The organism is Acinetobacter sp. UBA1496, from assembly GCF_002324975.1.
Classification (GTDB): Bacteria; Pseudomonadota; Gammaproteobacteria; order Pseudomonadales; family Moraxellaceae; genus Acinetobacter; species Acinetobacter variabilis.
This window is the reverse complement of the sequence record NZ_DCRI01000093.1, coordinates 83,699-98,027: the sequence shown is the minus strand read 5'-3', so window position 1 is coordinate 98,027 and position 14,329 is coordinate 83,699. Positions and strand designations below refer to the sequence as shown.

Sequence of the window (14,329 nt, the reverse complement as noted above, 5' to 3'; positions counted from 1 at the left end):
CATCGCCAGCTCATTATTTCAAAAGCCCTCTGCTCACGCAGGGGGCTTTTTTTATGCGTGGGGTTTAAGAAATTAAGTCAAATTATATTAATTTACAAATTGGTTAATTACTGTTTAATAAAAATAAGTGATTAATAATGCTTAGAAAATTATATAAAAATGACATTAAAGTTCATGAAATCATTATAGTTTTGTGTGTTTTTTTATCAAACTATGTTATAAAAGTTAAAACGGCATGAAAATTGCTTATAAAACGAGATTTTTATTAGGGGGTCATATGAAACTATCAGTGGGATTACGAATTGCCAACTCGCTGTCATTAACTCCACAGTTACAACAAGCAATCCGCTTATTACAATTATCCAGTCTGGAACTAGAGCAAGAAATCCAGCTACAACTTGATAGTAATCCTTTGTTAGAAAAAGTTGAAGAGCAAATCAGTGTTGAAAGTCTTTCTACTGTTGATGCGGGTCAAAAGGATTTAACTAATGAACTTAATGCAGACCATCTTCCGGACGATCTCCCTGTAGATACCGACTGGGATGATGTCTATACTCATCAACCTACAAGTCTGGGTGCAGCAGAGTTCGAAGAGCGGGAAGACAATCGTCAAAGCCAGCAAAGCCTACAAGAATATATGCTCGAGCAGATTAATCTGCTGCACTTTTCTCGCATTGATCAGCTGATTGCCTACTGCATTATTGATTCTCTAGATGAAAAGGGTTTTCTGGATGCAGAAATTTCTGAGATTACTGCATCAGTACAGCATCTTTTATCTTCCATTGATTTAGAGGAAGAAATCGAGGAGGATGAAGTACTCGTTGTTCTCAAGCATGTTCAGCGTCTTGATCCGATTGGAGTGGGTTCTAGAAATCTCGCTGAGTGTTTATTGATTCAGCTAGATAGCCTACCAGTTAATACCCCTTGTCGTAATGATGCGGTCAAATTGCTGCAACATTATGAGTTGCTGATTACCAATGAATTACCAAAACTCATTAAACAAACTGGCTTAAATCAGGAACAATTGCGCTGTGCCGTTGATTTACTGAAAACTCTTAAGCCATATCCGGGACTGGAGTTTGAAAATAAGGAATCTGATTATCAGATCCCGGATGTCGTGGTAATGAAAAAGAATGACTGCTGGCAGGTGACGTTGAATCCTGATGTGATGCCAAAGTTAAGACTAAATTCTTTTTATACCAATATGATTCGTCGTGCTGATCAAAGTGAAGATAATCAATACCTGCGTAATCAGATGCTGGAAGCGAAAAACTTTATTAAAAGTATTGATGAACGACATAAAACTTTATTGAAAGTAGCGACCTGTATTGTTGAACATCAGAAAAGCTTTTTAGAGATTGGTCCTGAAGGTATGAAGCCTCTGGTTTTACGGGATATTGCTGAAGAAGTGGAACTACATGAATCAACTGTATCCCGTGTAACAACTAACAAATATATGCTGACCCCACGTGGTTTATTCGAACTGAAATACTTCTTCTCGAGTCATGTGGGAACAACTTCTGGGGGAGAGGCTTCATCTACTGCAATCCGCGCTAAAATTAAGAAAATGATTGCTGAAGAAAATGCACGTAAGCCTTTATCTGACAATGCAATTGCCAATCTTTTGAAAGAAGAGGGGATTGATGTAGCACGACGTACTGTCGCGAAATATCGTGAATCGTTACATATTCCTTCCTCTTCTGAGCGAAAAGTCTTGATCTAGTTTTTGAAATTTGATTATTCTAGAGATTCATTATGACATTGTAATGAATCTTTTTTTCTTTTGAGGAATGGTAAAAATGATCTGAATAAATGCTTTAAATCACGATTTTTCTTGAGCAAGTTATTGTATTCTTTTCATTTTTAACTGTGACTCTTCTGATCCTAATGAAGGTGAGGGATAGAACTATGCAAATAACAATTCGTGGACATCATTTATCAATTACGCCAGCGATTGAAGAAACTATAAAAACGAAATTTTCACAGATGACCAAACATCTGGATCAGGTGAACAGCATGCAGGTTAAGCTTTCCAAAGATCATCAGATTGATAAGCGCTCAAAAAGAGGCAGTAGTAACCATATCGCAGAAGCGATTGTCCGTTTACCGGGTATTGAGTTTTTTGCCCATGCCAATGCTGATGACATGTATACCTCGATTAAAATTTTGACGGAAAAATTAAAAAAACAGATTGACCGATATCGCGAAATGCAGCTGAATCATCAGAGTTTAGCCATTTAAGCGACCAAATGGGGAAAAAGAGGTTTTTAAAAGCCTCTTTTTTTATATATATAATGTATGTGACTAATGAATTATTTTTTACATTTATAGTAAAATGACTCGTTTTACACCCTTAGTCCTATAAGAGGTCTTGTGATGAATAATGAACAGCTCGCTGAAATTTTAAAAGCCGCTTTTCCTGAGGCGGATGTTGCTGTGAGTGGTCAGGGCGGAAAATTCGATCTCCGTATTGTGGATGATCAGTTTGAAGGTAAACGTCCGGTTGCACGTCAACAAGCTGTTTATGCTCCTCTCAATTCCCATATTGCCAGTGGTGCAGTGCATGCTGTGACCATTCGTGCATTGACCAAAGAAGAATGGCGTAAAGCAAGCTTATTTGGAGCTTAATCAATTAATGGATAAATTCTTAATTCAGGGCGGTATTAAGCTCGACGGTGAAGTGCGTATTTCTGGTGCAAAAAATGCAGCGCTTCCATTATTAGCAGCAATGATTCTTGCTGATACGCCAATCACACTTAGAAATGTTCCAAATCTAAAAGATGTAAATACCTTGGTGAAGCTGATTGCAGGTCTTGGGATCACGATTAGCTATGAAGGCGATACAGTTATTGCAGATACCTCTACCTTAGATAACCAGTTTGCCCCTTATGAACTCGTAAAGACCATGCGTGCCTCTATTTTGGTGCTTGGTCCTCTCTTGGCGCGCTACGGTAGTGCAAAAGTATCTTTACCAGGTGGATGTGCGATTGGTTCCCGTCCAGTCGATCAGCATTTGAAAGCACTAGAAGCTTTGGGTGCCGAGATTGATGTTGAGGCCGGCTATGTCCATGCCAAAGTCGATGGTCGTCTGAAAGGCGGTGAAGTCGTATTTGATATGGTGACTGTGGGTGGTACTGAAAATATTCTGATGGCTGCAGTATTGGCGGATGGTGTGACCACGATTCGCAATGCGGCGCGCGAACCTGAAATTACCGATCTTGCTCAAATGCTGATCAAAATGGGTGCGAAAATTGAAGGTCTAGATACCGATACCCTAGTGATTACCGGTGTAGAAAGCCTGCATGGCTGTGAATATGCAGTGGTTGCCGACCGTATTGAAACCGGTTCTTATCTGGCTGCTGCAGCTATTACGGGTGGTCGTGTTAAAACCACACATACAGATCCGGCTTTAATGGAAGCTGTACTGGATAAGTTTGAGGAAATGGGTGCAGAAGTCACTCGTGGGGATGACTGGATTGAACTGGATATGATGGGCAAACGTCCGAAAGCGGTGAGCTTCCGTACCTTGCCACATCCAGATTTCCCAACAGATATGCAAGCCCAGTTAATGGCAGTCAATGCCATTGGCCGTGGATTTGCCACAATTTCTGAAACGATTTTTGAAAACCGTTTTATGCATGTTCCTGAATTGGCCCGTATGGGAGCCAATATTCAGGTCGAAGGTAATGATGCTGTCGTAACGGGTGTAGAAAAACTTTCTGCAGCGCCTGTGATGGCAACAGATTTACGTGCTTCATTCTCTTTAGTTCTTGCAGCACTTGCAGCCGAAGGAGAAACATTGATTGACCGTATTTATCATATTGACCGCGGTTATGAAGATGTCGAAGCAAAGTTACAAGGTTTAGGTGCCCAAATTAAGCGAGTAAGTTAATGAGTGATATGAGAAACGATGATCCAAACTTTGACGTAATGGGCAATTTTGATCATGGTTTAACGTTAGCATTAAGCAAGGGCCGTATCTTAAAAGAAACTTTACCTCTGCTTGAAACAGCAGGGATTAACCTGCTGGAAGATCCGGATAAATCACGTAAGCTGATTTTTCCAACCACGCATAAACAGGTGCGTATCCTGATTTTACGTGCTTCTGATGTGCCGACTTATGTTGAAAATGGCGCGGCAGATATCGGTGTTGCAGGTAAAGATGTGTTGATGGAACATGGCGCGCAAAATGTCTATGAACCATTAGATCTGAAAATTGCCAACTGTAAATTGATGACAGCAGGTAAAGTCGGCATTGAGCGTCCGAAAGGCCGTTTAAAAATTGCGACTAAATACGTGAATCTGAGCCGTCAATACTACGCGAGCCTCGGTGAACAGGTTGATGTGATCAAGCTTTATGGTTCAATGGAACTTGCACCACTGGTGGGTTTAGGTGATTACATTGTTGATGTGGTCGATACAGGCAATACACTGCGTGCCAATGGTCTTGAACCACTTGAAGAAATTTGCAAAGTCTCTTCACGTCTGATTGTGAACAAAGCCAGCTTTAAACGTAAGCAGGCATTGCTGAATCCGATTCTTGCTCAGCTTGAGCAAGCAGTTGAAGCACGCGAACAGGCAAAAAAAGCTTAAATTTACGCTGTATTAAAGACCGTCCACTTTGGGCGGTTTTTTTATTGCTGATTATAAATATAAGAAGCTCAATGCTTTCATCAATTTTATCAAAAGCTATTTCCAATAAAACTCATAGCACAAGTCTGTTCTAGCTACCGACAAAGTCTTTGAAAACAGGTAAACTAAAGCCTTCGAATTCAAACCTTATGGGTAAATTGATGCGACGTTTATCGACACAAGATCAAAACTTCAAGCAGGCGTTTGCTGACTTGTTGGCTTTTGAAACCGTGAATGATCCTGAACTTTTAAAAACTGTAGACCAAATTATTGCTGACGTACGTCAGCATGGTGATGCTCATGTTCTTAAATTGACTCAGCAGTTCGATCGACATCCAGCGCATCAATTTTCAGGTTTAGAACTGACTCAAGAGCAACTTAAAGCAGCCTTTGAAGGCTTGACGACGGAAGTGCGTGAAGCTTTAGAATTGGCTGCAAACCGCATTCGTGAATTCCATCAGGCACAAAAACAGGATAGTTGGACGTATATCGACGCTCTAGGTAATACCTTGGGTCAGAAAGTGACGCCATTGGATCGCGTAGGGATCTATGTACCAGGTGGCTTGGCTTCATATCCATCTTCGGTGTTAATGAATGCTGTTCCTGCACATGTGGCAGGTGTAGGTGAAATTGTTATGGTGGTGCCTGCTCCAAATGGTGAACTGAACCCATTAGTCCTGGCTGCTGCCTATCTGGCTGGCGTACACCGTGTATTTACCATTGGTGGCGCACAAGCAGTTGCTGCATTGGCCTATGGTACAGAAACCATTCCACGTGTCGATAAAATCACTGGTCCAGGTAACCGTTTTGTGGCTGCGGCAAAACGTGCAGTATTTGGTCAGGTCGGTATCGACATGATTGCTGGTCCTTCAGAAATTCTGGTCTATGCAGAAGGGCAGAACAATGCCAAATGGTTAGCGATGGATTTGTTATCTCAAGCTGAGCATGACAGTGTTGCTCAAGCTGTATTTATTACGCCTGATGAACAGCTTCTCAATGAAGTAGAACAAGCAATTGAAGAACATTTGCAAGCTCTACCAAAAGCAGAAATTGCCCGCACTTCAATTGCCAATCGTGGTGCATTAGTGCTTGTGAAAGATCGTACTGAAGGTATTGAGCTAATTAACCAGGTGGCACCTGAACATTTAATGCTGTGTCTGGATGAAGCACAGCAAATGGCTGAAGAGATCCGACATGCGGGTGCAATCTTCATGGGACGTTATACGCCTGAAGCGATTGGTGACTATTGTGCAGGTCCGAACCATGTATTGCCAACATCGGGTACAGCACGTTTCTCATCACCACTGGGTGTCTATGATTTCCAGAAACGTTCAAGCCTGATTATGTGTTCTGAAGACGGTGTGAAAACCCTTGCGAAAACTGCAGATGTTCTGGCACAGCAGGAAAATCTGGATGCGCATGCACGCTCAGCACGTTATCGCTATCAGTAATTAAATACTTATATTGAATAAAAGATATTTCTCTCCCTTTGTGAGAGGTTAGGTAAGGGGAGTTATTTAACCTCTCCCTAACCTTCTCCTAAAAGGAGAGGGAATTTGAGAATAGAAAATGTCGAATATCACCATAGAGCAAATGCGTTTTTGGAGCCCTGAAGTCCGTGAGCTAGAGCCTTACGTTCCAGGCGAACAGCCCAAAATTCAAAACCTTTTAAAATTAAATACCAATGAAAATCCGTATCCGCCATCACCGAAAGTCGTGGAAGCGGTGCAAAAAGTTTTAGCCAATGGCGCAGATGTTTTACGTCTTTATCCAGATCCAGATGCATCTGAATTGAAACATGCCATAGCTAAACAGCAAAATGTTACTGTTGAAAATATCTTTGTGGGTAATGGTTCTGATGAAGTCTTGGCACATATCTTTAAAGCCTTCTTTATTCAGGAACAGCCACTGCTTTATCCAGATATTACCTATAGCTTCTATCCGGTTTATAGTCAGTTCTTTGGTGTCAAAACCAAAATCTTGCCACTCAATGAAAATTTCGAAATTGTGGTAGATGATTATAAACAGCCAAATGGCGGTATTATCATCACTAATCCGAATGCGCCAACCAGTATTGTACTTGGTTTGTCTGCCATTGAAGAAATTCTGCAGGCGAATCCTGATTCAGTGGTCGTTATTGATGAAGCCTATGTAGATTTTGGTGCTGAATCTGCAGTGAGTTTGATTGAAAAATACGAGAATTTAGTAGTCTGCCAAACGACTTCAAAATCCCGCTCTTTAGCAGGCTTACGTGTCGGTTTTGCGATTGCCCAGCCCCATCTGATCGCAGCGCTTGAAGCGGTAAAAAACAGCTTTAACTCTTATCCAATGGATCGTTTTGCGATTGCGGCTGCAGTCGCTTCATTCGAAGATCAGAAATACTTTGAAGCACAAAGTGCTAAAGTCATTGCCAGTCGTGAAAAACTGGTTAATCAGTTGAATGAGCTTGGTTTCAAAGTCTTGCCATCAAGTGCGAACTTTATTTTTGCTTCACTACCATCAAAAGATGCAGGTGAGTTAGCGGCTGAATTACGGGAATGCGGCATTATCGTACGTTATTTTAATAAACCTCGTATCAATCAATTTTTACGTATTACCATTGGTACAGATGAGCAGAATCAGCGTTTAGTAGATACATTGAAGAATGATATTTTAGCTTAATTAAATCCACCCTAACCCTCCTTTGATAAAGGAGGGAACCTTTTTCTTTTTAAAGAGAAAGAATCCCCTCTTTTACAAAGAGGGGTTAGGGGAGATTTATAAAAAAGCGGCTCAACCGAGTCGCTTTTTTATTTATATGGGTTTATACCAGGTATTGAGTAAATCCAGCATGGCTTCAACCTTATCAAAACACTCTTGATATTCTGCATCACAGTCAGAAGAAATCGTAATTCCGCCACCAGCCCAAAGTGAAACCTCATCCTGATATTTCTGAATCGAGCGAATCAGAATATTCCAGCTTCCTGTTCCATCAAAATTAAAATAACCTAATGAACCACAATACGCTCCACGTGGAGCACCTTCTAACTCTTCAATAATTTGCATGGCGCGAATCTTTGGTGCACCGGTAATTGATCCACCTGGAAGTGCAGACAGCAATACATCAAAAGGATGCACACCTTCTTTTAAGGTCGCTTCGACTTCGCTGACCATATGATGTACCTGATTAAATGACTCAATATTGAATAGTTTAGGTGTCTTGACTGAACCTGTTTCTGCATAAACACTGAGGTCATTGCGTAGTAAATCTACAATCATGACATTTTCAGCCTGATCCTTCTTTGAGTCTTTTAATCGTTGTTTGGATTGCTCATCAAGCACCGGATCAGCAAAACGTGGCATGGTGCCTTTAATCGGTTTGGTGACAATTTTTCGATGTGCTTCAAAGTCAATAAACAGTTCAGGTGAACAGCTCAATAATTCAAAATTACCAATACGAAGATAGCCCGCATATGGCGCATTGGTTAATGTCCAGAAAGCATGTGCAGTTCCTAATAATGAACCTTCAGCAAGTGCTGTAAATTCTTGGGTTAAGTTAATCTGGTAACAATCACCGGCTAGAATATAATCCTGAATATCCTGAAATGCCTGTGCATAGCGAGATTTATCCCAACGTGGGCTGCAAAGAGTTTTTAATTGAAACCTCGGTTGTATAGGTGATTGATTTAATAGATTTTGAAGATGATTGAAAATATCTGCTGCTTGCGGATCATGGCTATAGAATACCCATTGATCAGCTTCAAACTTAATATAAGAATCAAACTGACCGATAAATAGGCCAGGTTGAGGCCGCTGCGGGTATTGGGTATGCTGTTGAGCAGCGTAATCATAGCCAATAAACCCAACATAACCCCCAGAAAATTCATTCGCTTTAATATCTGGAGTTTGCTCAAGCTCTAAGATGAGTTTAGCTATATCAGCCTGATATTGCTCGATATCCACTCTCTTAAATGCCTGAATTTGTCCATCCTGCACCATAAAATATTTCTGTGCACAGCAGGCAATAAAAGGCTGTCCATTATTATTTAAATATATCAGGTGATCTAAGGGACTTAATGCATGCAATAGATCTTTAAGCTGAAGAGATGCAAAACTTAAAGGACAATGGTAAGGAGCTTCGTTCATTCAGTAGCGCATATTCCGATATGACCCGGTATTTTATATCAAGAATAGGAAAAAATATTTCTAAATCATCAAATACCGTTTGTCGGTAAGCTCAATATTGCGACCAACGACAGTTGATCAAAATATGACTCGACGTTAAGTTAAGTGGGCGAGCAAAATTACTCAAGGAAAGATGCTTTGCGTTGTCAGAAAATAAAAAACACAACGTCAGCACTGAGTGATTCACAACCAAAAAAATAGTACTCTTGGGAGAGTAAACAATGAAAAAATTCACAAAATTGGCTTTAGCTGCTTCAGTTGCTTTTAGTGCAAACGCAATGGCGATGCAATCACTGGACGATGCATCTCTAAGCGCGACTACAGGTCAGGACGGTTTGAAAATCGGTATCGGTATTTCAAAAATTGAAATTGAAAAACTATTTATCCATGATAATGATGGTTTAGCTGAAGATTCTACTGCAAAAGCGGGTGTTATTGAAATTTATAATAATGATGGAGCTGTTCTTCGCCCTGGAGAGGCTGCTAATGGTATTGTGGGGGGTACTGGTGAAGCAGGTGCGATCTATATCAAAGCGAATGGTAAGGGTAGAACAGCAACTAATGGTATCGTAATTGGTGCAAACTACGATGACAATGGTGCGTATTTACTAGCTTCACGTAACCTTGCAGATTTAACCATTGACTCAGATGCTGGTGCTGGTAACCCGTTTATCAACATTGCCGCTGAAGTATCTGGTTTAGATATTAACATCGGTGAAATTGGGGTAGTAGCATCAGGTGATGAACCAGCAGCTACAGCAACTAGTATTCGCCGTGGTGGTGCTGGTAAGGAAAATGCGATTTTATCTGGCCTATCATTTAAAACAGGTCCAATGTCTGCCAATATTCAATTAGGTGCTGCTCCACAGGGTGCAATGATTAAGTTGAATGCAACAATGACTGGCGGCTTAACAATTACAGATTTGGGTATTTTCGATAATTCAACGACTGGTGGACAAGTTGCTGCAGGTGTAAACACCTCAGGCCCAGGTGAAATCTTCATTGAAAGCATTAAGTTGACAGATGCTAACTCTAAAGATTTGACATTGAACCAAAGCATCAGTGTATTTGGCGAATCAACTGCAAACGATGGTTTCATTCGTATTGTGAGTACAAGTGGTGCACATGATAACTATGTGAAAGGTATTCACCTAGGTAGCCAAAATGCAGCATCAATTGGTGATATGGAAATCCAAGGTCTGCAAACTTACTTTAGCCCGGGAACTGGCCAATATGCAAAAGGTGCAATTATTACCATTTCTGGTCACTAATTTTTACCTTAAAAAAGCGCGTGTTTACACGCGCTTTTTTTATGACTACAACATCTATCTAAAAAAATAAAAAAAGACTGTATTTTTTTGAAAAAGAAGGTATCTTTCTAGTTACAGGGAAGTAGAGTGAAGACTCTATAAAAAGAAAAATTAGGCACATCATGCCAATGATAAGAAAAGTAAAAGAATATGTTAGAGATTGCATTGGGCTCGGCATTGATGTATTACGCTGCCAAAGAAGCTCTGGATATTAAAAAACAGCCACCAGGCGCTGTTCACTATACTGAAGTTCTTGATTCAAGAAATGATTCTTTCGTACGTATGCACCGCGAACATGTGGAAGTCAAACCTGCACTGTTAGACCAGTTTCAGGGAATTGTGCGTCAGGCTTATGATTATAGTTGTGGTTCAGCAGCACTTACGACTTTATTAAATGGCTATGTAGGTACTCGGCTGGATGAGCAGCAAGTCATGAATGGCCTAATGAAATTTGGTGAAACGGATAAAATCATCGAACGTCGTAGCTTTTCCCTTCTTGATATGAAGCGTTTTGTTGCTGCCTTAGGCCTGGAAAGTGGTGGCTATCGCGGAGAATTTGAAGATCTGGTTAAACAGGGACAACCCGCCATTGTTCCTATTTCCTATGCAGGATTTAAACATTTTGTCGTGTACAAAGCTTATAAAAATGGACGGGTGTATGTTGCCGATCCAGCACTGGGTAATATCAGTTTTGATGAACAGCGATTTAAGGAAGTTTGGGAAAACAATACTTTATATTTAATTAATGTCCCTGAACAATATCGAAAAAACTTTTTGGCATTAAAAGATTCGGATATGCGTCATGTCGAAGATGCAACCATTAACCGTTATGCTTTAGTTGATATGCAGTATCCACAGTTCTATATGGATAAAATTGCCGATAAAGCATCGACTATCCGTATGGATCGTAACCGTAATGTAGATTCAGAAAAATTTGGGGAATATCAATATAATTTTCTCAGACTTTATTACAAGAATAAATAAAACGAAAAGATGGCTATAGAAAAATTAAAAATGGTGAAATGGATATGAACAGTAAATGGATGAACAAGACATTCTTGGCGCTCAGCATTCAGATGGTTATGGGAGTGGCATGGGCTGCGGATGAGCCTGAACTGGGTGAGTATGAAACGGTTGAGGAAGAAGTAGTCGAGACTGCTGCATCCATTGATATTCAGCCTGAACCAGCAGCAACTCAAGCTGTAGCAGAGCCTGAACTGGGAGGATATGAAACCGTTCAGGAAGAAGCTGTTGTTGAAACAGCTGCACCTGTTGAAGCTCCAGCCACTCAAGCAGTAGATGCATCTCAAGCCTTACAGAAAAAAGAAGGAGATGCTACTCAGGAAGCAAGTCTAGAAGAAGTATTTACTTCAAATGAGCGTCAATACTCACTTATTAAACAAGGCGAAATTTCATCCTATTACGATATTGATTATACCTATTATCGAGATACACAACTCGATATGGAAATGGCACAGGGCCAGCTGTATCAGCTCCGTGTTCAGGAAAATGCAACACATAGCCTGACCAATACTTTCACTTTTCAGTACGGGGTGAAAGATAACCTGACCTTAACAGCTTCCTTACCTTTGGTGGCTAAAACAGATTTATTAAAAGATACCTCTACAGCAGGATTAGGGGATATTAGTCTAGGTGCACGTTGGGAGCCATTCCCTTTAAAAGCAGGTCGTTTACCACTTATTTTATTTGCTAATTTGTCGACTAAAACAGGTGATAGTCCATATGAAATTAATGCAGCAAAAGATCTGGCTGCAGGTAAAGGATATTACTCAGCCGGTGTGGGGGCGAGTACACGTAAATATATTGACCCGGTGGTGCTGTTTGCCTCAGTTTCTGCAAATTATGGGTTTAAGGAATCTGGCTTAGATCAGCGTCGTGGTACACGAATTATTGAAGAGTTTGAACCAGGGATTAGTGGTGGTTTTGCTTTCGGTTTCGCTTATTCATTTAACTATGATGTTTCCATGACTATGTCATATCAGCAAAGCTTTAATACTGGTGCCGAATTTAAGTATCACACGGGTGAAAGCTATTCAGCTGCTGATCAGACTAGCTCGACTTTTGCGATTTCTTTAGGGGTGCGTGTATCCCCAGAAACCATTGTAAATGGTACGGTCGGATTGGGGCTGACCGAAGATGCACCAGATGTTTCACTGGGACTTTCATTCCCACTTGATATTTTAGGTTTCGGTAAGAAATTCAGTTAATAGGGGTGTCGTATGAAAAACATTCGACTTAGCCCGTTATTAACAGGAATTATTCTTGCGGGCTGTTCAAGTTATACCTTTGCACAATTAGGGACCAACCTTTCTGTTGACCTGCGTGCATTGTCTATGGGGAACGCGGTTACTGCAGATCCGCCAGGAGTGAATGCAATTCATTTTAACCCTGCTGCATTGGCTAAAATTGAGGGCTTACAGACCGAACAGCAAATTATTGTTGCGAACTTTGATATTCAGCGTGAATTTACTGTTCCTGCTGGATATAACGTGTTTGGTTATTCAGATGATCCAATGGTCTGTAATGATGGTCCTGAAGTGTCTTCTGATTTATGTACAGATTTTAAAGGCCCAGTGAAGGGTGATGTAGAGTATGTCAGTCTCTACGTACCTATCCTGAAAAAAATGGTGGATTTGGGTGAAGGCCTCCCGATGGCAGCACCTACCATGGGGGTCTCTTATAAACCACCAGGTTCTAAAGCAACGTATGCAACTGCCGTTTATGCACCACTAGTGGCAGGTTTTGGTCATGAAGATGGTAATCCTGCCAATTTTATGGGACAACAGGTTGCTCTGGAGCGGATTACATATTTATCTCCATCAATTGGTTATGAAGTCAACGACCAGCTTTCAATTGGTGCTTCAATCGGGATGTCTTATCAAGCCATTGCCATGAAAACAGATTTACGTTTTCCCAATGAGCTGATTGGCATGTTGCGTATGATTGATGAAGTCGTATGTACACCATTTAAAGAAAATTCTGACATCATTACTGATATCTTGTTGCTCGGGATCTGTAATGCTGATGAAGGGATGAACCCATTTGGTAAATTTGGCCAAATGCAACTTTCATTAGAACAAAATTTAAGTCCAAGCTATAACCTAGGTGTTCTATGGGAACCAACTGAAGATTTCAGTTTTGGTATGGTTTACCAAAGTGCTGCCAAAATGCGCTTAAAAGGTAAATATCATATCGATAATGCCAAAGCACCACAGGAAATGATTAAAGGTCTGATGACCTCCCCAACTGGCCAGATTTTAGCTGCAATTCTTGGTTTTCCAAATTATATCCCTTCAAGTGAATCGGGTCTGGTTTCCATGGATTTCGAATACCCAGCTCACTTTCAGGCGGGGATTAAATATAAGGTAATGCCAGATCTACAAGTCAATTTTGATATTGGCTGGACAGATTATGCTGCTTGGGACCAATTCAAGTTTGAGTTCGACCGTACCCTGTCTGCCTTGAAGATTGCCAAACTGTTATCTGCCAATGTAACGGATTCTTCACTTGCATTACCGCTTAGGTTTGAGTCGCCATGGAACTTCGGGATTGGAGTAGAGTATTCAGCAACTGACCGACTAAAACTTCGTGCTGGTTATGAACCACGTACCAGTGCCATTCCAAAAGATAAACGCAATACCATGGTACCGATTAATGGTGCACAGCTATTTGGTTTAGGAGTGGGCTACCGTTTTGACGCAGATACGGATCTGGATCTATCTATTGGTTTCTTACGCAGTAAAGATAATATTCCAGCAAATACCAGTAGCCTAGCGAACCAGACCGGGGTAAATAACCTGTTACTGAATCCATATGCAGGCTTGAATGTCAAAACAGATACCAAGATCACAATTTTAGGTTTGAACTATCGCACCCATTGGTAAGGAAGAAATGATCAGAACAGGGAACTTAGGGATAAAAATGGTACTGGCATTAAGTCTGGTACCATGGTCTTTTTATACAAATGCCAGAGAGTTTATTACGATCATTGGGCCCGATGGGCGACCATTAGTTGTGCCACGTCAAAATAATGAGCAGAAAGAAACAACAAAAAACCAAGCGGCCACTACTCCGAAAAAATTAGTTACATCCGTTACATCTACTGCACAGGATCTGAAAAAATCCGAGCCAAAGATAGTCGAAAAAAGTGTGGCAACAGTTCAGCAAAAAAATAATATGGTTGTACAACCAGTACAACCAGT

At 40.8% G+C, this 14,329-nt stretch carries 12 protein-coding genes and 1 pseudogene; 12 read left to right on the top strand and 1 reads right to left on the bottom strand.

Going from position 1 to position 14,329, the window contains the following annotated elements; genetic code table 11:
- Positions 1 to 277 precede the first annotated feature (277 nt).
- The 7 genes from B3143_RS10895 to hisC all read left to right on the top strand — a co-directional run bounded on the left by B3143_RS10895 (position 278) and on the right by hisC (position 7,293).
- A complete protein-coding gene (locus tag B3143_RS10895) occupies positions 278 to 1,723 on the top strand; it encodes an RNA polymerase factor sigma-54 (protein ID WP_286740521.1) in 1,446 nt (481 codons plus the stop codon).
- 185 nt (positions 1,724 to 1,908) lie between these two features.
- A complete protein-coding gene (hpf, locus tag B3143_RS10890; protein ID WP_004783414.1) occupies positions 1,909 to 2,241 on the top strand; it encodes a ribosome hibernation-promoting factor, HPF/YfiA family in 333 nt (110 codons plus the stop codon).
- Between the two features lie 135 nt (positions 2,242 to 2,376).
- Positions 2,377 to 2,628, top strand: a complete 252-nt coding sequence (gene ibaG, locus B3143_RS10885; protein WP_004783413.1) for a BolA family iron metabolism protein IbaG — start codon at positions 2,377 to 2,379, stop codon at positions 2,626 to 2,628.
- A gap of 7 nt (positions 2,629 to 2,635) precedes the next feature.
- Positions 2,636 to 3,892 (top strand): UDP-N-acetylglucosamine 1-carboxyvinyltransferase, encoded by a 1,257-nt coding sequence (gene murA, locus B3143_RS10880; RefSeq protein ID WP_286740517.1) that lies wholly within the window; start codon positions 2,636 to 2,638, stop codon positions 3,890 to 3,892.
- Complete coding sequence (gene hisG / locus B3143_RS10875) at positions 3,892 to 4,593, top strand: ATP phosphoribosyltransferase (protein WP_286740516.1); 702 nt, start codon at positions 3,892 to 3,894, stop codon at positions 4,591 to 4,593. Before murA ends, hisG begins: the two co-directional genes overlap by 1 nt.
- A 188-nt stretch (positions 4,594 to 4,781) precedes the next feature.
- A complete protein-coding gene (gene hisD / locus B3143_RS10870; protein ID WP_286740514.1) occupies positions 4,782 to 6,083 on the top strand; it encodes a histidinol dehydrogenase in 1,302 nt (433 codons plus the stop codon).
- A 118-nt stretch (positions 6,084 to 6,201) separates the two neighbouring features.
- Positions 6,202 to 7,293 (top strand): histidinol-phosphate transaminase, encoded by a 1,092-nt coding sequence (hisC, locus tag B3143_RS10865; RefSeq protein WP_286740512.1) that lies wholly within the window; start codon positions 6,202 to 6,204, stop codon positions 7,291 to 7,293.
- 132 nt (positions 7,294 to 7,425) lie between these two features.
- Here hisC and B3143_RS10860 read toward each other — a convergent pair whose 3' ends face one another.
- Positions 7,426 to 8,757 carry an anthranilate synthase component I family protein gene (locus B3143_RS10860; RefSeq protein WP_286740510.1) on the bottom strand — a complete coding sequence of 444 codons (1,332 nt, stop codon included), beginning with the start codon at positions 8,755 to 8,757 and terminating at the stop codon, positions 7,426 to 7,428.
- 260 nt (positions 8,758 to 9,017) lie between these two features.
- Here B3143_RS10860 and B3143_RS10855 point away from each other — a divergent pair, with 260 nt between their 5' ends.
- The 5 genes and pseudogenes from B3143_RS10855 to B3143_RS10835 form a co-directional block, all read left to right on the top strand.
- Positions 9,018 to 10,067, top strand: coding sequence for a DUF6160 family protein (locus B3143_RS10855; RefSeq protein ID WP_034170610.1), 1,050 nt, complete (start codon positions 9,018 to 9,020; stop codon positions 10,065 to 10,067).
- Positions 10,068 to 10,256: 189 nt separating this feature from the next.
- Positions 10,257 to 11,090 (top strand): C39 family peptidase, encoded by an 834-nt coding sequence (locus tag B3143_RS10850; protein ID WP_005234137.1) that lies wholly within the window; start codon positions 10,257 to 10,259, stop codon positions 11,088 to 11,090.
- A 38-nt stretch (positions 11,091 to 11,128) separates the two neighbouring features.
- Positions 11,129 to 12,334 carry a hypothetical protein gene (locus B3143_RS10845; RefSeq protein WP_286740508.1) on the top strand — a complete coding sequence of 402 codons (1,206 nt, stop codon included), beginning with the start codon at positions 11,129 to 11,131 and terminating at the stop codon, positions 12,332 to 12,334.
- Positions 12,335 to 12,346: 12 nt separating this feature from the next.
- A complete protein-coding gene (locus B3143_RS10840; protein ID WP_286740505.1) occupies positions 12,347 to 14,011 on the top strand; it encodes an OmpP1/FadL family transporter in 1,665 nt (554 codons plus the stop codon).
- Between the two features lie 37 nt (positions 14,012 to 14,048).
- Positions 14,049 to 14,329: pseudogene (locus tag B3143_RS10835) on the top strand (hypothetical protein); the annotation flags it as partial.